This is a genomic window from Paenibacillus sp. DCT19 (assembly GCF_003268635.1).
GTDB lineage: Bacteria > Bacillota > Bacilli > Paenibacillales > Paenibacillaceae > Paenibacillus.
Genome location: NZ_CP029639.1, coordinates 3,027,876 through 3,051,668, shown reverse-complemented (window position 1 = coordinate 3,051,668; position 23,793 = coordinate 3,027,876). Strand labels below are relative to the sequence as shown.

The following is a 23,793-nucleotide window of genomic DNA, read 5'->3' as shown; positions in this document are numbered from 1 at the left end:
GTTACACCTCGTTACGGTTCAATTCCCCATACAAGCTCATCGCCTACATAACCGGTAACCTGTTCATGGTTGGCAAACTGCGTGCCAGATGCCTTGAACGAGTAGTCATTAGACTGATTGTAGTTAGACCAGTTATTTTTGGAAAAACGTGCTTGAATCTCGGCACTCTGACCTGCGTTCAACGTTCCGGCTGCACTTGTGAAGCCAACTTCCAGATAATGATCAGCTCCGGCAACCGGAGTTGCCAGTTTGACAAATTGGCTTGTTACATTGGCGCTGCCAACACTTGCCCAATCGGACCAGAAGGTCTGCGCCTCTTCCCCATCAATTGTATAGTAATACCGAAGTTTCACATCACTTAACTGTATCGCTGAATTACCCGAGTTGATTAATTTGAATTTGGGCGAAATTCCGTTGGTCGACGAACTGGTATTGCCGTTAAATGCTTGGATAGTCAAGTCTCCAGTAGGCGGTACAGTAACCGTACTGTCTACAACGTTCACGGTTAACACTGCGTTATTTCCACCATTGAAGTGGAAGGTCAAGGAATTTTGACCGAGCGGAAGCGTTGTGAGATAGGATTGCTTCAACACCACCGTCGAACCAGAAGCTGTATAATGCTGACCCGATACGAGTGTAGCATTCCCTTTTGTTATGCTTGTAAGCTGACGGCCATTCAGGTTAAGCGTAACGGAAACATCTTGCGCTGCGCTCGTTGCTTTGTCAAATGTAGCATTCACAGGTATGATGGTCGCATTGGAACTCGGCGTTGAATCCACAATTTTAACCTTTAACACTGGGTCTTGCCCTTGATTAAAATCCAATACAATGGAGTGCTCACCTACGGGTAGTGTCGCAAGGTAAGCCTTTTTTAGTAGCAGGGTATTTCCGTTAAATGAATAATCCGTTGTTGCGCTAAGCGCAGTATTGCCTGCCCGAAGAGCAGTAAGCGTATTCCCATTAGCAGTCACTGTTACCGATTTGTCGTTTTGGTTAGGCGTGTATTTGTCAAACTCGACGGTTCCCGGAGAGATCGATGCGCTCGGATTAGGATTATTGACCTTTAGATCCGGCAGTTCATCCAATGTGATAACATAATCGCTCTGATAAAGTGTGGTTAAGGTCGCTGGGTAATTAAATGCCGTGCTCATGAGGTGCTCGCCATACCAAGGGCAGAAGTACAGCCAGCCGGCTCTCTCCTCTTTCAGATTTTGCACACTTGGAATCGTGTCGTTCTCTGTCATAGCAACCATTTTGCTACCATTCGTCAGATCCACAAGCTGATAGAAAATCGACGTAATGGCGTCCTCATTCGGGACTCCAGACAAGCCGTCATACCGATTATAGATGGTATTGTATTTATCGTATCCAACCAGATCTACTTGATGATCACCAGGATACCAAGCTGGAGATGTGCTATACACATAGCTGTTATACGTCCAAATCAGGTTGTGCAGGTCGTACGTCTCCGTAAGCTCTGTATAAATTAGATCCCACAGGTCTTTGTAAACCTCTGCTCCTGCTGAAGCCCACCAGAACCATGCACCTTCGCCATTCAGACCACCATTACCTTCGGCCTCATGATAAGGTCGGAATATAACAGGCACATTGTTATCCTGGAGGATTAGCAATTGTTCTGCCAGATCTTCGATCGTCATCATCACATATTGATATTCTTTCGTACCAGGAATAACGGCATTGGCTGTATTAAAATTAGTTTCTGTCGGCTTGTAGGTCGCTTCCTTCCAATCCACAAAATCCCCAAGCTGATACGTGTTGAAATTACGCGGGACGTTGATATGCCAGGAAGCTGTTGCAATGCCGCCCCGGTTATTGACCCAGTCGATCATCCGATCCGTTGTGCCATCCTCCCAACCATAGAGCGGATTATAATTCATCAGATCGAAGCCACGAATCGCTGGATATTTGCCAGTAAGATCATAAATCCATTCAAACTCAAGCTCTGTATCTCCGTCATTCCCTCCTCCATAAATCTCCTGTTGGCCTGAAATAATCTGGTTTCCGTATACCTCCGTTAAATAATTCATTAAAATTTGTGTCTCTGGTGTTGCCTGAGGATCGGTAAGAATCGGTTGTACATTCAGGGGATCAAGATCCGCATGATCCACTGTGAAGCTGTCAAAATAAGCAAAGCCCCAGCCAGCCTTAATCTGGATCGTGTTGCTTCCTTTATTCAGTTTGTGAAAACCAAAATCAAAATCCGACCATGTTGTCGTGTACGGCAGCATATACGAACCCTTGGTCACACCGTTCACGGTTAAATATTGAACTCTACCATCTGCACTAAGCTCCTGCATGTATCGAGTAGAGATCGCGTACATGCCCGTTTCAGGAGCATTCACTGTAAAAGTCAATGTACCTGAATTCTGCATCCAGACGAATCCGCTACCTGAGTATCCAGGCTTGGGTTGTCCGTAAATCTCGGTGACTACTTGAAGATCCGAAGTGAGCTGAGCATCTTCGGCCTCGATAGTGAAAAGTGCATTGTTTGCATGAACGGGCGCTGTCATCAATCCTAGTAGTAGAGCAAATGCCAGCATCATTGCGGTTGCCTTTCTAAGCCAATTTTCCATTTTCATCTTCCCTTCCATTTGAGATATGATAATGAAATTTGTCAATGAACCCATTCATGATGGCGCTTTCAAAGTAAACATAGCATGCGCATCAAATTTTGTAAATATATGGTCATTTTATTTTTTTCTTACGTTTTTTTGAGAAGCAAAAAAGCCGCTAACATAGCGAATACGAGTATTATTTTCTATGTTACCGTCCCCCCCCAACGCCATTAATAAGAATAGCGGGGTTTCAGAAGGGTATATCAACCCATATCCGCTTTTGACTGTATGGTACGAATGATGATGTCCTGATTGTGATTACCAAAGCCTGCTCCATACAGCGTCAAACCACCAACATGTGTAGCATGCTCCTCCACGGAAAATCGCAGCGTCCAGAATAACTCCTCCAGCTTGATATCCTTAATACATACAACTGACAACCGCTCTCCATCTATTGAGGTACCTTGAGCATCCACTCGGATCGTCTTCAGTAGGCCATATTGGTTAACATTCCTATGCCACCATGACGGGGTGTATTTTCCACGAGCAGCTCTCCCAAAGTCAGCAGGACTGGTCCATGTGCCAAGCCGCACACTGTTAAATGAAAATGTGATATCAGAGGGCCAATCATCCCTTAAACCAGGCGCCTCCGAAGCAATTTCCATTGAGATCTCAATCGCACTGGGTGTATCCTCAGGCAGAAGGTAATTAGGTATTTTATATTCGACATACCCACGACCAAACCATAGGATTGCTGCGTGAACACGTTCAGGATCAAGGAAATAGCGGGGATCATCCCATACGCCAATTTCTTTCTCAGGAGTACCCAGCCCACAGGTCGGATGTACTTCGAACGCTGTATAGTGACCCACAGAGATGCTTTGTTCTTTGATGTTTGCTAATGAACCCACCGAAGGCAATTCAATTTCAATTGCATTTTGTTTGAGAAAACACATTTTGTGTGTTCCTCCATTCAGTCTTACTCTGCGACTGCCGATCAATTCCGCATGCTCCAATTTACGAACATGCATCGTAACGATGGAGGGACTAAGTTCCAACACATCAGCCAGATCCTTCACATTCATCTCCCCATCAGAGAGCAGACTCATTATTCTCCAGCGTACTTCACTAGCCAGCGCTTCATACAGTGGCATGTATTTGGAATCTCCATTAGCTCTAATCATTCAACATTTCTCCTAGCTCCAGTTATTGAAATGCTATATATGTTAATTTAACGGATTTTCATGGTTCCATCAAGACTAAAATCATTGTAAACATGGCCGCTATATTGTTTAATTTTGAAGTGGAGTTTGTTAGAAATCTAGTGCTGATTGCAAAACATACCTTAATACCATTACCCACTAGAGTTAAATTCTTATAAATATGAATTTAGAATGAGGTGCACTGAAAAATGAAATATACTAATCCAGTAATTAAAGGATTCTATCCTGATCCTAGCGTTTGCAAAGTTGCAGACACGTATTATCTCGTATGTAGCTCTTTTCAGTATTTCCCTGGCGTTCCCCTTTTCGAGAGTAAAGACTTGATCAATTGGACGCAGATCGGACATTGCTTAACTCGGCCAAGCCAAATTCAATTAGAGACGGTTAACAGTTCCGGTGGCGTATTCGCGCCAACCATCCGTCATAACAATGGCCGATTTTATATGACAACAACCAATGACACCACCCGTCAGAATTTCTACGTTTGGACGGACGATATTTACGGTGAATGGTCTGATCCAATCTATGTCGATCAAGGCGGCATAGATCCAGATCTATACTTTGAGGATGGCAAAGCATTGTTTATGAGTAATGGCACCGACGATCATGGCGTTGGAGGCATCATTCAAAGTGAGATTGATATCGAAACTGGACGTAAACTAACTCCAGGACGCATGATCTGGAACGGTACGGGCGGTCGCTATTTGGAGAGTCCACATCTGTATAAAATAAATGGAACGTATTATCTCATGGCTTCAGAAGGTGGAACCGAGTATGGTCATATGGTTACCTATGCAAGAGGCGATTCACCATCAGGTCCGTTTGAGGCTTACCCACATAACCCTGTTCTGACCAACCGCAACTTGGGCGGTTATGAGCTTCAGGGCGCTGGACATGGAGACCTTGTTCAGGACGAGAATGGCAATTGGTGGATGCTTCATCTTGGTTTCCGCCAAATTGGAAGATGGCAGACGTATCACCACCTGGGACGCGAAGTCTTTCTTACACCGGTTACGTTTGACGAAGATGGTTGGTTTACCGCGGGGTATAAAGGTACAGTGCTTACGAGCTTTGAAACGGATCGAATCTCAGAAGAAACCATTCAAAAGGAGCGCAACGTCTATACGTTTGAGAATACCGATTGGAATCTGGACTGGTGTTATTTACGTCATCCTGCTAGGCAGCAGTATGAACTAGCTCCAGACAAGGTGATTCTTCGAGGAACAGATGTCACACTGGATACTCCGTTATCCCCTACTTTTATCGGCATACGTCAGAGAGATTTCAATGCAGTTATTTCTTGTGATGTCACATTAACTGGAGGAGAAGCGGGTATTACGCTTTATATGGATGAGAATCATCATTATGACCTGGCTATTCGCCAAGTTGATAACGGATATAGCGTTGTTAAACGTCTGAATATTGGGGATATCAAGTCGATTGAACAGGAAGAGTATGTGGGGGTAAGCAATCAAGCTACGCTCACTATTCAATCCACTCCTGATCGTTATACTTTCATTTTGAACTATGATGGTAAGGATATTTCGCTCGGAACGGCACAGACCAGATATCTATCGTCCGAGGTGGCTGGAGGATTCACAGGCGTGCTTATCGGTCTCTACGCTTTTAAGACAGGTTCTGTCGCTGAATTCACTAACTTTACATGCAAGTATAACGAATAACTAGGTAGGAATGAAGTAGTCTACTGGGAAAAGAAAAACATAGTAAGCGTTGATTACAACGCTTATCGCTTGAAGATTCAAGGGTGGCAGATGTTAGACGTCTGCTGCCTTTTTATTTGACATCATTTGAACAGCTAGCTCGAAGGCTCTTATTCTTCTCTCTAATAATGTTTTTTGAGCACTGCCTGCTTTGGCTTTGGCGTACTGAATCTCAAGGGTTGGGAATAAACCCGTTATTGTATGGTGAGCTTCTCTGATTTCCTCTTCGGTGTATAAAAGTGGTGTACCATGCCATGTATGATCCAGCATAGCTAATCCGATGTGTACCGCTGTCAGCCGTTTCTGTACCAAGGTTGTATTCGTCGTGCCCTTCTGAGTCATATTCACTAAGGCATTTTCTAATTTGTGAATGGTGGATTCAAAGGCTCTAATCGCTTCCATTCGCTCTTCACTAGATATGTTCTCTATACGCATCCTGCACACACCTCCCTTGTCTACTAGTATGTTAATGATCTTATCATATGAACAACAACAAACAGAGACCCTTAGTCACCAAAACTAAGGATCTCTATGTGTTATTTATTCATGGGGTCATTTATTCTATGCATAATCATTAACTCCTATATCATCCATCTATCAAATACGCAACCAAACACTCATTTCCCCAGCCTCGCGGTTACCCCACAAATAATAAGGAATCGCTGTAAAGCGAACCTGCGTTGGCTCAGCTGCCAGGGGCTTGTACAATTCATTCGCCGACCATCCAGAGGTGTTCTCTCTCCTTGCGTCACCTTCAACGACGATACAGCCACCTAATAGATCAGAAGCTTCACGTTCGATTAATGGAGTTCCATTTGCAAGTGAAAGTGAGGATAACAATGCATCGTTGTCTGCCTCCTCCACACAATAGACAAGTGGTCCACGCTGAATAGCTACCTTGCCTGCGTTGGCTCTAATCTGTGGGTTAGCGGCAATTAGCTTTGTTTCTAATGGTATTGACCACTGCACCACATCACCATCGTTCCAGATTCGGTTGATTTGCGCATAGCCGTCCTTCACATCATATACTTGAACCTCTCCGTTGACACTGAGAACAGACTGCCCGCTCTGATGCCAATTAGGAATTCGTAAAGCTAGTGCAAAAGTAGTTCCACCTACATGCTTATCATCCAGTGACACGTTAAATTCCACCTCGCCTTGCCAAGGCAGCTCCGATGTCTGGCGAAGGGATACATCACAACCGTCTGCTGATGTGAATTGCAGATGACTACCAATGTATAAATGCACATGAATCTCATTCTTTTCTGAAGATACATCGTAAATATAATCGTTCAGCGAGCTGAGCAAGCGTGCTACATTTGGTGGACAGCAAGAGCAGCCAAACCATGCCTGCCGAACAGGCTTAACATGCTGTTTATCCGGATTTCGTTTATTTGCCTCAGGCCATACTTCAAGTGGATTAACATAGAAAAAGTGCTTGCCATCCCGAGACATACTACCTAGTACGTTGTTGTACAACGCCCGCTCCATAATGTCCGCATACTCACTCTTTGCTTCAAGCTGAAGCATCCGCCGTGCCCAGAATATAAGTCCGATGGAAGCACAGGTCTCTGCATACACCGTATCGTTCGGCAAGTCATAGTCGAAGGTGAAAGCTTCTCCTCGATGGGTTGAACCAACCCCACCCGTGATGTACATCTGCTTCCGCGTTGTATTCTCCCATAGCCGCTCACATGCTTCTTTCAAGGTAGTATCTTGAGTCAATCGAGCGAGATCAGCCATCGCAGTGTACATATAAACTGCACGCACGGAGTGCCCAACTGCGGCTGTCTGCTCACGTACAGGCAGATGGGACTGGTACATCTCCAGATTAGGTTTACTATCTGACCAGTGACCTTTTCTACCGCGTCGCTCCCATTCTTCCTCAAAATAACTTGGAAGACTGCCACGTTGATCAATGAAATAACGACTGAGCTTCAGATAACGTTGCTCTCCCGTTGCATAGTACAACTTGACCAACGCAAGCTCAATTTCCTGGTGCCCGCAATACCCCTGCTTCTGACCAGCATCCACCCCAAACAAATGATCGATCAGATCAGCGAAGCGGCATGCAATATCTAACAATCGACGTTTGCCCGTTGCTTCGGCATAGGCTACAGCGGCTTCAATCAGGTGTCCTGCGCAATAGAGTTCGTGAGCTTCATATAAATTCGTCCATTCTCTACCTGGTTCCTTAATCGTGAAATACGTATTCACATATCCGTCTTCTCGTTGAGCTTGGCCGATTAGTTCAATCGCTTCATCTGCGATGTTCTCTAATTCCGGGTCAGGCTGAGAGCGAAGTGTGTAAGCAACCGCTTCCAACCATTTATATAGATCACTATCCTGGAACACCCATCCTCCGAATTCTCCCTCTTCAAGTCCAGCGGCGATGCGGAAATTCCGAATAGCATAACTAGGCTCCGCTCCTTCTACACGGTCGTTTAATGCTTGCCATTGATACGGGATGACCGTATCTCTTACTAATGCAGAATAGTCTTCCCAGAATTTGTCCTCGATGCGTACATTTGTTGTATTCACTTCGTCATGCCTCCTATAGTAATTGACTCTCCATGTCCTCCATTATATTCTTGATAGAATGAGCTTAATAGGAACGGAATGAACCTTTTTCTATAAAAAATAACACAACATAAGGAGTGTTTCATCTGAGCGATAACACCATGATTGAACTTGAACTGCCACCAATCCCTTATTTCCTAGGCGCAGGTCGTACAGAATACAGCACTGGAGATCATCATCCTCATCGAAGCAAGCTTGGCATCTACGATCTACTCATCGTTGCTGAAGGTGGTTTATTCATGGGTGAGAACGGTTCAGAGTGGCGCTTGTTGAGTGGGGATATGCTGCTGCTCTTGCCAGATGGCGAACATTATTCGTTTCAACCCTGCACCGAAGATACGTTATTTTACTGGATTCATTTTGAGCACGAAGCAAGGCAGTGCACCCTGGCAACAGATGACACAAGTCTTAGTCCTGCGCTGTATTCGTCACGCCCTTTCGATAATTCCTACATGCTTCGACTGCCTAAGTACCTACGTCTCCCAGATCCTCAGGCTGTGTACGACATAGTTGAGCAACTGCTGACTTTACCAACGAACGCTACATTTTGGAGAGAGCAGCAACTGCTAGGCAACCTACTAAGCATACTTGAAGAGAGTGGCTCAAGAGAAACCGAATCGGTTGCAACCCGTTTAGCAGAACGCGCGGCTACCTACATTCAGGCTCATTATCAGAACAAAGTTACCAATGAGCTGCTTGCAGAAGCCTTACATTTTCACCCCAATTATATTGTACGATGCATGAAAGCCAGGTACGGTTGCACCCCCTCGGACTATTTGCAGGAGATACGGCTCGATCGTGCTAGACGTTTGCTGGTGACCACCGATTGGTCTATTGAACGTGTTGCCGAAGAAGTTGGTTTTCGCTACTCCCCTTACTTCTCCGCGTGTTTCAAACGTAAGATGGGAATCTCCCCACTGCAATTCCGTAAGCAATATCTGAGATGATGGCAGCCATGCAGCAAAAAAAGCCGCGTTTCCGCGACTTTCTGTAGGAATCATATTGGTTGATCACCATACCTGAGATCAGGTGTTTCAGTTTACTTTTGAGGCTGAGTTTTGCAGATGCAATGATTGGTCGCTTTATACAACGGTGATGGTTCCATAGTACATATACATGCCACAATTAAAATGATACGTGCCAGGTTTCAAATCCTTTAACGTAATATAATTGTCACCCTTCTCAAGATACACATCAAACCCTAGATCCGCGGATTCAATACTCTTAATACAAGTGTAGCCGGAGTGTTTAATAAAGTTAATCTGGGTTGGCACACCTGCTTGTACAACGATGTTATTTTGACTAAAACCGTTGGATTGTATATCAATTGGAATAACGTCATAGCTCACATTTTGTTGAACAGAAGTTTGTTCTTTTGTCGGTGCATGAACGGTAGGGTTTCGGCTATCTTGATATTGATTTAACAGGAGTACGCCAACCGAGACGATGCCGAACGCAACAGTGACTATACCTGCAATAAACGCTACACTTATTCCGTCCCTTTTGGGTGCTTTCGTCTCAGCTGCATCTGAACCTATAATTTGAAGAACAACGCAGAAGATAAGGATAAACAAAATATCAACGAACAGTACCATGATATAACTGAAACCAAGCATAGAGCCGAGCATGGCTCCCATCATTCCACCCATAATCCCGGCTAACATGCCATCCAACGAAGCGAGCACACTGATGGGCTTTCCTGCAAAATACCCCGTCCCCAATCCAAATAAAATAGCGATCATGGAAGGCACCGCCAGATCGTGATTGAACACTACGCCTAACTGAAACCCTAGAGCAAGACTAGCCATCATGCCTATACTCATGGCAATCATCATGCCAGGCATACCATTGAGGTTCTCTTTGCGTTTATACGTGTTCAATATGATATATCCGGATAGAAAAACAATGATGAGAATGCTTAGTATGGAAATTAACATATATGAACCTCCTGATATATAACATTTTGAATAGTTCCATACTACACATTGTAGTGCACTGAATGGAGCAAATACAATTCAAATTTTAAACATTCTTAAATATTTCATAATCTTTCGATCAACATCTTCTAACCTGGGATGCTTTAGCAAAACAAGAACACAAAAAAGCCGCGTTTACGCGACTTTCTGTAGGCTTATATTGGTTGATCATCAAAACTGGTACCAATGTTACTTTCTCAGTGAGATTTCAAACGTCGAACCCGGCTCACCGGCAAACACAATGCTACCGTTTTCTGGCAACACAACTTCATTCTGACCGCTAACCACCGTGTGATTCAACCCTATACCTGCCTCGTTGTATAAAGCAAATGCACCATTTGAAGGCATTTGAACCGTCATCGTTTTACCTGCAGCTGAGGCTGGTACCGTAAACCAAGTGGCGTTTCCATTGGCTTGAATGGTTGTCTTTGATTGATGTCCCGAATAGATCGGTCTCACAACCTCTTGACTGGCATAGACGTTTCCTCCTGCCGTAACGTATTCAACCCCATCTTCCTGATAGAATTCAAAATTCATCGTGTCACGACCGGCTAAGCCAGGAATTTGGAGTTGGTTCATTGCTTCGTTTGCTCCGATAATTTTGTTCGTATAGATATATCCTGGCCATTCGTTAAAGGTGTGAATGGGGATAACCGGAAGAGCAATGTTATACAGTGTTGATGTATGCTTCTCATTTACCAAGTAATATGTGTTGCCTTCTCGCTTCTGCCAAGCAGCTGCCACATCGTTAGGCAATTCATTTGTCTCTAACTTTTCAGCCTTGTATTCGGAAGAAGCAATCTGACCAAGACCAGGTACGGACTTATATGAGCGTGACCATAGATAAACTTTTCCATTGTCCTCATTAACGAACTGCAATTTCTCCGTTCCCTCGTCATTAACAAAAGAACCATCAGCAGTGTACGTATATCTCTGATCTGAATTGGTTGGAGCAGATGGAGTGGACACTGTTAATTGTCCGTTATCCTTCACATCCAACTTCATTACCAAATTGGCTCCGCCGCCATATATACCTGTATGACTCAACAACTCCTTTGGCATCGCTGCTGTTACAGGTGTAGAGAACGATTTTTCGGGCTTTCGCTCTGGAATGATATTTTTCTCTTCCAGCGCGCCCAGTAACAGTTCAGTTGCAAGGAGTTGATCTGTTGTGCTCGTGCCCCCGAGGACGTTACAGCTGCTGCCATATTGAATTCGGGAAGCACAATTAACGATGAATGGTACGTTATGGTATTACCGCCTTTGGTAACTGCCTTGATCCCATAATCGTTGAACGGAAACAGATTAACACTGTCCCAACCTAGTCCATAGGCAATGGACGAATCGCTTTCTTCTGGCCATATACCGCTCTTGTATTCTTCTTGTTCCATCGCATCTACAGATTCACGTGAGAGAATACCTTCGACTTGTCCTGTGAAAATTCTCGAAAATTTCACTAGATCCTCCGCAGTCGAGTAGATACCTCCTGAAGCGATCATATTCGTGGTCTCTAATGGAAGTTGTTGTTTCGCATTCGTGGCAGAATAGGTTGCTGCCATTTGACTTAGATCCACCCGGTCTTGAGGCGTTTGAGTATTATTCATATCCAGTGGCTCGGTGATGTAACGATGCATGAAAGTAGTAAAACTCATACCGCTAACCCTCTCCACCAGAATTTCAGCTAATGTAAAACCATCGTTACTATACACGGAATAGGCGCCAGGATCTGCCTTCAGGTTTTGGTTAGCTAGTTGTTCCAGTAAAGTGTCATGTGCATACGTATCGTTGTCTCCAAATAAGATGGCACTATTGCTCGACGTCCCAAGAAGCCCGGAAGAATGATTCAATAACATACGTGGTGTAATTTGCTGATAACGCTTGTCCTTCATTTTGAAATCCGGGATATAGTTCACGATAGGTGTATCTAGATTTACCTTGCCTTCATCGACGAGCTTCATTACAGCAGTCGTAAGCATCATTTTACTCGTTGACCCAATACCATACATCGTATCTGCCGTAAGAGGAATCTCTCCCTTGAGGTCGTTTACCCTACTTGTCCAGAGAGTACGATCTTTCCCTCATCCATAAGTGCATACTGCACACTTGTTGTGCCATATGACTGGGTTAAAAGGTTAGCTTTCTCAATGACAGCTCTCTCCGTCGATCTGTAAGTAAGATTAGCGCTATTCCCCGTATCCGAACTAGCCAAGGCATACGTGGGAGACAACATGGCAAGTACTAAGGTAATTGCCGTTATCGAAGTTCGTTTCTTTCGTGACAATCTCATCATCTCCTGTTTTTCTGTGTCTGAGAATCATTATGTTGGTACTGAATAAAGTGTAATGGGAGAAGATGTACTGGTCGTGACGACGATATGAACTGAACATGAATAAATCTGCACACACGCCCCTGTTGCAACGATTTTATGGTGCTCACTAAGGGGATTGTAAAATATTGCTTGTTGGAGAGTATGTTGGGTCGGTTCAACTTGAAGTACGAGGAAGTAATCTAAATAAAGAAAAAAAGTCGCAATGATGCGACTTTTAATCGATGGGCGAGTCTATCTATATCTCCATACTAATTATTATTTCAATTTCAATATGGAGAATAGAACGATTTATTCATTTACGTTTTCCTTCGTGACCAGCTTCAGTTCAGCCGGAATGGATTGCTCTACCTGTTTGCCGTCCAGTACATCCAGCGCTGCTTGTACCGCCAAGCTACCAATTAACACAGGCTGCTGCGCGACCGTTGCTGTCAACTTACCATCTTGGATCGATTTGATTGCATCATCATTACCGTCGAATCCAATAACCGGGATGTCTTTACCGGAACTTTGGATTGCTTCAATTGCACCAAGTGCCATCTCATCGTTATGGGCAAATACCGCTTGCACATCTGGATTACCTTGCAACAGATTCTCCATGACATTCAACCCTTTGGAACGGTCAAAGTCAGCTGATTGTTTAGCCACCACGTCGAGTTTCTCGTCAGCAACTTCATGGAAACCTTTGCCCCGCTCCCGTGTTGCGGAAGCTCCTGGTACACCCTCAAGCTCGATAACTTTTGCGCCCTCACCAAGCTGTTCCACAAAGTATTCAGCTGCCATGCGTCCACCTTTGACATTATCCGAAGCCACCAAGGCGGCCACTTCACCTTTATCTGCGGAACGGTCGAGTGTAATCACTGGAATTCCCACACTGTTCGCAGACTGAACCGCTGTAGAGATTGCCGCAGAATCCGCAGGGTTAATGAGCAATGCATCTACACCTTGTTGAAGCAGATCGTCCACATCGTTCGTTTGTTTCGCCGAATCATTCTGTGCATCAACGACAATGACCTGGATGCCTTGTTTTTGCGCTTCAGCCACGACCCCATCCTTCAGTGAAACAAAGAATGGATTATTTAACGTTGAAATCGATAGCCCGATTTTCTTCTGTCCTTTACTTCCGGCAGCGTCTGGCTTAGCCCAACCCGGAGGTTCCAAGGAGCAACCTGCCAGTACAATAATCATTAGCATGCTTATGAGTGTCAAAGTTATTTTTTTCATAGTTGCATCTCTCCTTATGCTGTTTTCTTGCGGTCCAGCAGGACTGCAATGGCAATAACAACGCCCTTCACGACCATTTGGTAGAAGGAGTTCACCCCGAGTAAGTTCAATCCATTATTCAATACACCAATAATCAGAACACCGATTAACGTACCAACAATGCGTCCTCTTCCTCCAGAAAGGCTCGTACCACCGAGTACAACTGCAGCAATCGCATCCAACTCGTAGGAAGTACCCGCTGTCGGTTGTGCAGAGTTCAAGCGTGATGTAAGAATCGCTCCTGCCAGCGCTGCAAGCATACCCGCCAAAGAATAGATCATCACTTTAACACGTGTAACCTTGATGCCTGAGATAATGGAAGCTTTCTCATTACCACCAATAGCATATGTTTTGCGACCAAAGGCTGTTTTGTGCAGAATAATCCACAGAATCATAAACGTAATCAGCATGGTAATGGCTGGTACGGGAATTCCTAACAAGTAACCACGTCCAAACAATTGGAACAGTAGGCTATCACCAAGACCTGTAATTGGATTACCGTTCGTGTAAACCAACGTTAATCCTCTGAATATCGTCATCGTTGCCAATGTTGCGATAAAAGGTGCCATCTTACCTTTGGTTATCATAAGACCGTTGACCATCCCCATAACACCACCTAGTGCTACCCCGATAATGATCGACAAGATCGGATCTAAACCAGATAACATCATATTGGCAACAAAAGCACTGGATAACGCGAGGATCGAGCCAACCGATAGATCAATTCCGCCGGTGAGAATAACAAATGTCATCCCAAACGCAATGAGCGCATTAATCGATACCTGACGCAGTAGATTCAAGATATTAAGCGGTTCCAAGAAGCTAGGATTCAAGATTGAAACGATGAGAATGAGAATGATTAAGCCCAGTAACGGTCCTAATTTTTGTGTTACGGTTGAGAAACGGAAGCCGCTTTTGGCAGTTTTGTTGTCCATTGTTGTCATATCACTGTCCCCCTGTGGCCAATGTCATAATATTTTCCTGAGTGGCTTCTTCTTTAGACAGCACGCCACTAATGTGCCCTTCATGCACAACCGCGATTCGATCACTCATCCCGAGCACTTCGGGTAGCTCTGACGACACCATAATGATGGCGACGCCCCGGTCTGTCAGTTCATTCATGAGCTGATAGATTTCACGCTTCGCTCCAACATCAACGCCTCGTGTAGGTTCATCCAGGATGAGCACACTTGGACCGATGCCGACCCATTTTGCGATAACCACCTTCTGCTGATTACCACCCGATAGATTGCGAGCAGCCGTTTCGGAAGATTGTGTTTTGATCTGTAATCGTTTGATCAGTGTATCCACGAATTCCTGTTCTTTTGCAGTCGAGATGAAACCTTTGCTGGAGAAACTGAACAGATTTGGCAGTGCCATATTCTCACGAATGGAGAAGTCGAGCACAAGACCCTCGTCCTTGCGATCTTCGGTAATGAAGCCAATACCATGTCTGACCGCATCAACGGGTTTACGAATGTTCACCTTTTTACCGCGAATCACTACTTCCCCTTGATCCAGCTTGTCCAGACCAAAGATCGTTCTCATCATTTCTGTTCGTCCAGAGCCCATAAGTCCTGAGAAGCCTAGAATTTCACCCGCCCTAACATGAAAGCTCACATCGTGAAATGAATCTTTGCTGCTCGCGTTTCTGACCTCCAGAACAACCTCGCCATAAGAAGGATTTCGAGCGGGATAACGTTCCGTTAATTCTCGACCAACCATTTTTCGAACGACTTCGTCAAAACTCGTCTGCGGAATTGATTTGGTATCTACGGTTATGCCATCACGCATAATCGTAATCCGTTCGCAGATTGTAAATATTTCCTCCATGCGGTGAGAGATATAGACGATGGATACACCATTTTTCTTCAGTGACGTGATTACTCCGAACAGCTTTTGAATCTCTCGCTCTGTAAGTGCTGCTGTTGGTTCATCCATTATAATTACCTTTGCATCTGTCATTAGTGCCTTTGCAATTTCGATCATCTGTTGTTGACCAACGGAGCATTCTCCCGCAGGTCGATCAAGTGGAATGTCCACAGATAATTTGCTGAACTGTTCTTTGGCAAGCGCTTTCATTTGTCTTGTATTGAGCAACCCAAACGAGGAAGTGACCTCTTTCCCGATAAAAAGGTTATCCAGCACCGTCATTTCAGGCCAGACGTTCAGCTCCTGATGAATAAATGTGATGCCTAATTTCTCTGCTTCCTTCGGACTGGTGAAATACGTTTCCTTTCCGTCGATCTTAATTGTGCCTTGATCCCGCTGATGAAGACCAATCAGAATATTCATCAGTGTGGATTTGCCTGCTCCGTTCTCCCCCATTAGGGCGTGAACCTCACCTTCTTGCAGTTCAAAATCCACTCCGCTTAGCACCTGATTGGTGCCAAACGCTTTGTGAATGTTGTGCATCTGAATATGCATAACGCAACCTCCTTGTTAACCAAAATGGACTCCTGCTTGTAAAATGCAATTGGCATAAGGCGTAGCCTCACCTGTGCGGATAACCGCCTTTACCTGCCTTGTTAACACCTTGAATTGCTCATGACTGACAGAAAAAGATACGTTGTCCTCTCCGAATCTGTCTATCATAAATTGCAGCGCTTCGGGGTTTGCCTCTCGGATTTCTTCTGCCACAATAACCTTTTCAATGACCATATCATCCGCAATCGTTTCTACGACTTCACGAAAACTCGGTGTTCCCAGCTTCAGAGCCAGATCAATCTTGCGTACTCCTTCCGGTACAGGAAGTCCGGCATCCGCAATCGCAATCAGATCCGTGTGACCGAGATCCGAGAGTATTTTGGAAATGTGACTATTGAGTATGCCATGTCTTTTCATTACAGACTCTCCTCCACTTCAGCTCGCGTTGGCATTCCACCTTGCGCTCCGAACTTGGTCACAGACAATGATGCAGCTCGATTAGCGAAGCGAATGCTATCTTGTAGCGGCTTGCCTTCAGCCAGAGCGACTGCAAATGCGGCATTGAATGTGTCTCCCGCGCCAGTTGTATCAACGGCCTTCACTTGGTACGTTGGCACAAGAACTTCCTTTTCTCCGTCATAATAACGTACGCCCTTGCTGCCTTCTGTAATAAACAATTTGTTCGGATACTGTCTCAGCGCCTCTGCTGGACTTACACCTTGGAACAATATTTCTGCCTCATGCTCATTCGGCGTAATGTAGGAAGCATGTTCAATGACCTCTTGTGATATCGCTCTTGCGGGTGCTGGATTCAATAACAGCGGTGTTCCAAACTTCGCGCACAGTCTACTAACGTGAACCACCGTTTCCTCTGGGATCTCCTGTTGGATCAATACGATATCTGCATTACGTATCACATCAACCGCCTCATCGACATAAGCGGGAGTCACTTCACGGTTCGCCGCCTCAACAACAACAATACTATTATCACCTTCCGCGAGAATGATATGAGCCGTTCCACTTTCTAAATGTGTAACCGGTTTCACATTTTGCGTATTTACACCATTTGCTTCAAAGTTGTTCAAAATGTCCGTACCGAAGGTGTCTTCCCCTACCCGTCCGATCATATGAACCTCAGCTCCCAGTCTGGCAGCAGCAACAGCTTGATTCGCTCCTTTGCCGCCAGGGACTGTTTTGAAGCTCTCGCCAAGAACGGTTTCACCCGCTCCTGGTCTTCTTGAAGAAGTAACGACTAAATCCATAGAACTGCTACCAATCACGCAAATTTTAGCCATCTGTACTCACCTTTCTCGTTGTTCCCCGCTCAATGAATCCAACAGGCAACTGTATGTTTTTATCCTCAATTGCAGTTTGTTCCACAAGCTTGATAAGTAATCCCGCCGCTTCTCTTCCCATCTCATATGCCGGTTGGCGAATCGTGGACAATGCTGGCGATAAGAGACCACTCATCGGAATGTCGTCGAACCCAATGACTTGAACATCCTCAGGGACTTTCCTTCCAATTCGTGCTGCCTCATGCAGAACGGCCATCGCGGCGATGTCATTGCTGGCAATAACTCCATCCGTGTCGGCATAATTCTTGAATAACTCTTCAGCCCACACACCTGCCTCGTTAAACGAGAATGAGGTTGTCTGAATAACCCGGTAATCAAGTCCAGCTGCACGAATAGTTTCGATAGCTCCTTCAAAGCGATCCTGAGCTGGGCGAATATGTGTCGGTCCCTGCATAACCGTGATCCGGCGGCTGCCCCGTCTGATAATCTCCTTGGCTGCTAGCCTTCCCCCTTCTCTACCATCCGCATACACAGAAGGTCGATCTAAAGAGGTTCTATCGAGAAACACTACAGGAATCTTCAGGTTCTCATATATTGAAGAATGAGGGTAGTTCGTTGAAGAGATCACACCAACCACGTTATTCTGAATGAACGTCTGGATGTAATCCTGCTCCTTTCGCTCATCCTCATCACTGTTTCCGAATATCAGTCTATAATCCTGCTCCTGCATCCGATCCTCAACTCCGCGAGCAAGCTGTGGAAAGTAAGGGTTTGCAATATCGGGCAGCAACAAGCCAATCAGTTTGGATTTGCGTTTATATAATGAGCGAGCCACTTCATTTGGGGAGAAGTTGAGCGCCTTCACGGCATCTTCTACTTTCTTGCGAGTATCCGCATGAACGTAACCCCTGTCATTAATGACTCTTGATACGGTGGCTACAGATACGCCAGCCAGATTTGCTACGTCTTTTATCGTTTTCGTCATTTTTTCTCCTTATGTGTAACCGGTTACAGACATAAATTATCACATTCTATTTCATTTGACAAGCATTTCGTTACTGGAAATTTATCCTAGCAAGCCGGATGAGTGCTTCAATCTATGCTCATAATAGCTCTTCAGATCGTATCTGTTGACTCAGAACTAAGCCACATACGGATGTGAATCTGAAAGCCAAAATGACAAGCTCGTGGTTAACACGACCCTGCCATTCTGAAATTCCAGCACATCCTTTATCCTTGTAATACTCTTGCTTCCACAATGATATAATGCGATGTCCGTTCCTGAATGAACCACTTCTCGTCTTGGCGAACATATACATCGTGGTATTGCACACTATAATCCGTTAACACGTCTTGCCCTCTTCATCCCTCACCATCTTCATTTGCGAAAATACAACACCCGTTGCTGAGTCCCCATCTACTTGCACAACATGCTGTGCATTGGCCGTGAAGTAACGTTTCACCAGTGCAACATGACCATTGAACTCTTCCTCTAACTGTTTAGTCCCCGTAACATCAGACACCAGTTGATCTCCGAAATACACTTTAAATCGTGTATCTGGCGTAAATAATAACATCTGTTCCGAGACCTTTTTGGCGTCGGTTAATGTTGCGTACGAATCAATGAGGTCTCTTAGTTCGGACTTTGCTTGTAAAATTTCTAATGACATGAAGTTATCCTCCTTGGGTAAAATATTAGTTTGATAATACGTTGTTATCCGACTCAGACATCTGAATCATTTCATTCCTTTATAGGAATATTTCAACGGATCATCCTTTCTATGCTCGACGTTATTCGCTTATTAATTAATCCAACATTTGTTGAATAAATAACGCTTATTGACTATTATATGAGATATACGAATCAATTCAATCGTTAATCTAGCCCATTGTGTTGGATATCCAACGTAATGGAGTGAGGTGTTAGATATCTTATCTGGAGGTTAGTTCGATGGAGGTCAGAATCGATAGAAGAATTGCAAAAACAAAGGCAGCAATCTTTCAATCCTTCGTTTCTTTAATTGCAGAAAAAAATTTCGAGCACATTACGATCAATGAAATTGCCGATCGAGCAAATATTAATCGAGGAACAGTATACTTTCACTACAGTGATAAGTACGACTTGTTGAACAAATGCATTGAAGAAAACTTGAATCAGATGATTGCAGTAACAACAGCAACGGATCGCAATGGAGAAACCATCGATCTCATCGAATCTTCATTTCTTCCTGTAATGCGCTATTTTGAAGAGAACCACCATTTTTACTTCTCCATGCTCTCCAATAAAGGCGTTCCCGCATTCCGCGACCGTATGTTAGAGCTTACGACAACTCACATTAACATTCATATCAATATGGATGGGGTTAATCTAAACTATAATAAAGAGTTGATTACTCAATTCATGGCCTCCGCTTTTGTCGGAATTGTGGAGTGGTGGATTCTGAACCATATGCCGCTATCAGCAGATGATGTTGCACAGCAATTATGGGGTGTATTGAAGCGAAACCAAGTTATTAACTAAAGCTATTCTCTTCGTTATTTTGTTAAATATCATAAAAGGAAGTGTATACTATTGAGCAGTGAAAATAATATTATGATTACTCCATTAACTAATGACTTAATTGAGGATATCAATATGACCAATGATTATTTTACGTTGTATGGTAAAGTTGTCCCCAGTTTGCAATCAGGAAAATGGTCGTATACCGAAGTTCTGTTTGATGAAACGAGAGAAATACGTTTTCCAGATGATAAACTTGAGTGGAGTCAATATATAAACCAAGATGATAAAGCTTTATTTTTAGCTTATATAAATAATGTTTGCATCGGTCAGATCAGAATCATTAAGGATTGGAATCGCTTCTGTTATATTGAAAATATTGCTACTAAACAAGATTATAGAGGCAGTGGAGTCGGAAAGTTGCTCTTAAACAAAGCGGAAGAGTGGGCAAAACAAAGGAACCTTATCGGAATGTCCTTGGAAGCCCAAGATGATAATCTGGGCGCATGCAGATTTTATGTAAAACAAGGATTCATACTCGGTGGAGTTGACACACTAAAGCAGTCTTATAATTCTGATATCGATACCACTTTGTACTGGTATAAATTATTCAAGTAACAGGGCTTTAGCGGAATAAGTAATAAATTCATTCCAACATAGGAAGAAGTGAGAAAAGAACGGCACCCTAGAGTGACGTTCTTTCTTGGAACTCACATTGTCGCTTATTAACTTCCGTATACCTCAAATGCCCGGTGTCCCGCTCGAACCCCACTGGGCAACCCGTTATATACGATTCTCACATACCTTCCCTTCGCTTCAAACCGATCTACACGCGTCAATTCAGTCGATGTCTGACCCGTCTGATTCGAAACAACGCTCCATTGTTGCCCATCACCTGAAACCTGAATCACATACAAGAAGTTACCTTCCTGATGAAACTCCACCTTCGTTCCTGTAATAGAGTGTTCATGTAGCAGATCGACCTGCCACCAGTGACCTGGCGCATCATCTTCTGCCAGCCAGTAGGTGTGACTGTTTCTGTCGTTTCCATACATCGCTTCATGGCCTTCACGTACACTATCGCTGGATGTAGCCTTCATGTGTGCAAGGTCTTTAGCTGCAACTGTATAATCGGATGCTGCCTCGGCAGGTTGCTCACTTTCGGCAAGTAATTGACGAAGCTGATCTAGTTCAATCTCTACTGTGGGTTCAAACGAATCGGATGAAACATAGTCGATTAGACTTGTACGAAGCTGATCTGCAACAGGGCGATGCTGCAGATCGTCTTCAATGTTGATTCCGCAAATCAACACCTTGCCCTGACCGACGCTATATTCGGCAAGGTTCGTCAGCTTGCGATTGTGATAGAAGTTAGGAATGACCTGAACAATTGGGTTGAATGGAATGCCTTCGTTCACTACAAATGATACGGATTGATCCAGCAAGTCTTGCCATGGATGCTCTGCATATTCTCTGGTTGGTAATCCGTTCAATGCCATGTGGTTAGTATAAGCGAGAATACCACATGGTGCTTCTGTTGCAAAATGAGCCGGACTCCAGAACACAGGATAAAATTTTCCCGGGCTCGTATGTTGCAGCTTACCCTTTTGCGTCAGAAAGAGGATATGTCCTCCTGCTGTAAGATGCTGTTCCATCTCATCATCCAGACTTCGCTTCACCATGATTGACTGCGGGAATTCACTATGCTTCTCTGGGGATTCGTACACCCAAAATGGCCATTCATTCCGCACTTCGCTACCCAAAATTTCTAGGGAAATCGTTAATCTGTCACTCTTCTTGATGTACTGTGGTGCCAACGATACGATATTTCCCAGTGATTGCCCTGACCCATTTGGGATGATATTCGTTGGTAATGAGCCTTGGTCAAGAATCTGCCCATCACTATTTTTAATAACCCATTGGATAGAGGATGGCGTGATATCTGTTGCAGCAAAATGAGAAATATTGATCTCCGCAGCGAATTGTTCCGTATTGGTATAGATGCGCTTTGGCATACGGAGCAGCAGCACTGTTGGTGCGCAGAATTCGCGAAATTGATGAGGCTCAGTCAAGCCTTTCGATTCCCAAAATGCATTGAGGATGCCGACCGTAGCTGTACTCTGTCCTGGGAAATCATGCAGATCTAACAACTGGAACCCTCCCAGACTCGGTGTGCGCAATGCAGCCTCAATCTCATCACGATACAATTGCAGGGCAAACATCCCCGTACCATGGACAAAGGAGCGAATATCCTCTGCTAATCCTCGTGTCTCCATATCTGCACGGATGGCCTCTAGATTTACCGGACGAAGCGCACCAGTGTATTTCTCTATCTCTTGCACGTCTGGATATACCGCATACTGTCCCACTTCATGGGAGATGACCGGAACAGACCGCGCTGCTACGGCTTCTCGAAAATCGAGCTCTGTTGACAAGGCTAGCTTTTCAGGAAAATATTGTCCTCGAACACCAATACCATCAACCGATTGGGCAATAAAAAGGTCGTCTGCCGGATCAAGCGGTCGATCCCAGTTGGTGGTGAGTGTGTACAAACGTCGATCATCGTTCACTTTCAGCTCTGCAACCATCTGATGCAACAGCTCAAAGTCACCATTCAGTTCATTGCCGTTACTGTATATGCAGAACGAGGGGTGATTGCCGTACACTTCCACAATTCTGCGAGCTTCTTGCGGTAAGTAGGTGTAATGCTCTGGATGTGTTCCAACAGCCATGTTCCACGTATCCATCCACATCGGAGATTCAACCTGCAAGTATATCCCCAATTGATCCGCTGCTTCAAACGCCACCTCCGGCGGGCACCAAGAATGAAAACGAATATGATTTAACCCATACTCCTTAGCTGTTTGAAAGATCTTCTGCCATGATGCAATGTCCATTGGAGGATGACCGGTATGTGGGAAAATGCAGCATTCCAAGGTTCCTCGCAAAAAGACTGCCCGACCATTCATTTTTAATATTCTGCCTTCACGATTGAAGTAGCGTAAACCAAAGGTTTGATGTGTTACGACGCGAACCGGGTTATGTTCATCTAACACTATGGTTCCTTCTACCTTCATCTCATACAGGTTAGGCGTGAACTCATCCCATAACAAAGGATCTTGCCCCATAGGATATTCCAATTCAAAGTTCTGAGCTGATGAAGCAGGCACGTTCACTTCTTCTGTTATCTCATCGCCTACATGTGGAGCCGTCCCCTGCTTCATTGAGGCTCTTACCTTTAATTGAAAATGAGCCCCGGCATCTGTTGTGTTATGACATGTCCCCTTTACGATAACAGAACGCAGGTCAGGCCGAGGATAGATATGCACATTGTTGATCCAATAAGGCTCTAACGCATGCAACTCGATACGTCCAATGACGCCATTCCATATCGTTTGCGTTTCTTCCGTGTATGCACTCGAATGAGTACCCAGATTCTGAACATCCCGATTATCGATCCGAAGCGTAAACCGGTTTACCTTTCCAGGTTCAATGAGTGTACTCACCTCGTATTCATGCGGTGCTGACAGACTGTCCTGCTGCCCAGCCAATTCTCCATTCACCCATAGGGTAGATTGAAACATTACGCGTTCAAGAAATATAAAGAAACGTCGATCTATGCAATCCCCAGGAATGTCGATTTCCGTTTCGTACCACGCTGCTCCGATATAACGATAGCGCTGACGTAGAGATCGGATCGACTCCCGATCCATTGTATCTCCCCACTTCTCTGCTTCACCTATTCCGTTAACGGTGAGTGTACCTGGGAGCGATACAGTCTCGCCTGAACCTGGTACAAACGAGTCATACCACTGTTCTGATTCTCCGATATCCTCGGGGTCGAGCGCATATTTCCACGCCCCTGCAAGTTGAAGTATTCTCCTGTCCTTCTGCTGCTCTGACATG

The 23,793-nt window shown here is 44.6% G+C and carries 17 protein-coding genes and 1 pseudogene; 4 read left to right on the top strand and 14 right to left on the bottom strand.

The features are described from left to right. Nucleotides 1-11: 11 nt before the first annotated feature. Both DMB88_RS13905 and DMB88_RS13900 read right to left on the bottom strand, forming a co-directional pair. Entirely contained in the window at nucleotides 12-2,594 is a 2,583-nt protein-coding gene (locus DMB88_RS13905; protein WP_128101821.1) for a X2-like carbohydrate binding domain-containing protein, read from the bottom strand. A 245-nt stretch (nucleotides 2,595-2,839) separates the two neighbouring features. Then, nucleotides 2,840-3,760 (bottom strand): ArsR/SmtB family transcription factor, encoded by a 921-nt coding sequence (locus DMB88_RS13900; protein ID WP_128101820.1) that lies wholly within the window; start codon nucleotides 3,758-3,760, stop codon nucleotides 2,840-2,842. 227 nt (nucleotides 3,761-3,987) lie between these two features. Here DMB88_RS13900 and DMB88_RS13895 point away from each other — a divergent pair, with 227 nt between their 5' ends. Continuing rightward, nucleotides 3,988-5,481: a glycoside hydrolase family 43 protein gene (locus DMB88_RS13895; protein WP_128101819.1), complete on the top strand. Its 1,494-nt coding sequence runs from the start codon at nucleotides 3,988-3,990 to the stop codon at nucleotides 5,479-5,481. Nucleotides 5,482-5,574: 93 nt separating this feature from the next. Here the strand turns inward: DMB88_RS13895 and DMB88_RS13890 are convergent, their stop codons facing one another. Together DMB88_RS13890 and DMB88_RS13885 are read right to left on the bottom strand one after the other, a co-directional pair. Then, on the bottom strand, nucleotides 5,575-5,949 hold the full coding sequence (locus DMB88_RS13890; protein WP_128104443.1) for a hypothetical protein: 375 nt from the start codon (nucleotides 5,947-5,949) through the stop codon (nucleotides 5,575-5,577). A 168-nt stretch (nucleotides 5,950-6,117) separates the two neighbouring features. Continuing rightward, nucleotides 6,118-8,061: a glycoside hydrolase family 127 protein gene (locus DMB88_RS13885; RefSeq protein WP_128101818.1), complete on the bottom strand. Its 1,944-nt coding sequence runs from the start codon at nucleotides 8,059-8,061 to the stop codon at nucleotides 6,118-6,120. A gap of 140 nt (nucleotides 8,062-8,201) precedes the next feature. Between DMB88_RS13885 and DMB88_RS13880 the strand changes: the two genes are divergently transcribed. Beyond that, entirely contained in the window at nucleotides 8,202-9,047 is an 846-nt protein-coding gene (locus tag DMB88_RS13880) for a helix-turn-helix transcriptional regulator (protein WP_128101817.1), read from the top strand. Between the two features lie 135 nt (nucleotides 9,048-9,182). On the opposite strand, the gene DMB88_RS13875 is transcribed toward DMB88_RS13880, so the two are convergent. The 9 genes and pseudogenes from DMB88_RS13875 to DMB88_RS13835 form a co-directional block, all read right to left on the bottom strand. After that, entirely contained in the window at nucleotides 9,183-10,037 is an 855-nt protein-coding gene (locus DMB88_RS13875) for a cupredoxin domain-containing protein (protein ID WP_128101816.1), read from the bottom strand. Nucleotides 10,038-10,265: 228 nt separating this feature from the next. Beyond that, a pseudogene (locus DMB88_RS13870) lies at nucleotides 10,266-12,363 on the bottom strand (serine hydrolase domain-containing protein). A gap of 330 nt (nucleotides 12,364-12,693) precedes the next feature. Further along, a complete protein-coding gene (gene rbsB, locus DMB88_RS13865; RefSeq protein ID WP_128101815.1) occupies nucleotides 12,694-13,626 on the bottom strand; it encodes a ribose ABC transporter substrate-binding protein RbsB in 933 nt (310 codons plus the stop codon). A 14-nt stretch (nucleotides 13,627-13,640) separates the two neighbouring features. Beyond that, nucleotides 13,641-14,609, bottom strand: coding sequence for a ribose ABC transporter permease RbsC (gene rbsC, locus DMB88_RS13860; protein ID WP_128101814.1), 969 nt, complete (start codon nucleotides 14,607-14,609; stop codon nucleotides 13,641-13,643). 1 nt (nucleotide 14,610) lies between these two features. After that, nucleotides 14,611-16,092, bottom strand: coding sequence for a sugar ABC transporter ATP-binding protein (locus tag DMB88_RS13855; protein ID WP_128101813.1), 1,482 nt, complete (start codon nucleotides 16,090-16,092; stop codon nucleotides 14,611-14,613). A gap of 15 nt (nucleotides 16,093-16,107) precedes the next feature. Continuing rightward, a complete protein-coding gene (rbsD, locus tag DMB88_RS13850; RefSeq protein WP_128101812.1) occupies nucleotides 16,108-16,509 on the bottom strand; it encodes a D-ribose pyranase in 402 nt (133 codons plus the stop codon). Next, nucleotides 16,509-17,387 carry a ribokinase gene (rbsK, locus tag DMB88_RS13845; protein WP_128101811.1) on the bottom strand — a complete coding sequence of 293 codons (879 nt, stop codon included), beginning with the start codon at nucleotides 17,385-17,387 and terminating at the stop codon, nucleotides 16,509-16,511. The genes rbsD and rbsK overlap by 1 nt, the downstream gene beginning before the upstream one ends. Then, nucleotides 17,380-18,372: a LacI family DNA-binding transcriptional regulator gene (locus tag DMB88_RS13840; RefSeq protein WP_128101810.1), complete on the bottom strand. Its 993-nt coding sequence runs from the start codon at nucleotides 18,370-18,372 to the stop codon at nucleotides 17,380-17,382. The genes rbsK and DMB88_RS13840 overlap by 8 nt, the downstream gene beginning before the upstream one ends. Nucleotides 18,373-18,730: 358 nt before the next feature. Then, nucleotides 18,731-19,057 (bottom strand): nuclear transport factor 2 family protein, encoded by a 327-nt coding sequence (locus DMB88_RS13835; protein ID WP_254438562.1) that lies wholly within the window; start codon nucleotides 19,055-19,057, stop codon nucleotides 18,731-18,733. Nucleotides 19,058-19,338: 281 nt separating this feature from the next. Here DMB88_RS13835 and DMB88_RS13830 point away from each other — a divergent pair, with 281 nt between their 5' ends. Continuing rightward, nucleotides 19,339-19,908, top strand: coding sequence for a TetR/AcrR family transcriptional regulator (locus DMB88_RS13830; RefSeq protein ID WP_128101809.1), 570 nt, complete (start codon nucleotides 19,339-19,341; stop codon nucleotides 19,906-19,908). Between the two features lie 51 nt (nucleotides 19,909-19,959). Beyond that, entirely contained in the window at nucleotides 19,960-20,505 is a 546-nt protein-coding gene (locus DMB88_RS13825; protein WP_254438561.1) for a GNAT family N-acetyltransferase, read from the top strand. A 107-nt stretch (nucleotides 20,506-20,612) separates the two neighbouring features. Here the strand turns inward: DMB88_RS13825 and DMB88_RS13820 are convergent, their stop codons facing one another. Then, the gene (locus DMB88_RS13820; protein ID WP_128101808.1) at nucleotides 20,613-23,792 is read right to left on the bottom strand and encodes a discoidin domain-containing protein; all 3,180 of its coding nucleotides are present in this window, start codon (nucleotides 23,790-23,792) and stop codon (nucleotides 20,613-20,615) included. Nucleotide 23,793 lies beyond the last annotated feature (1 nt).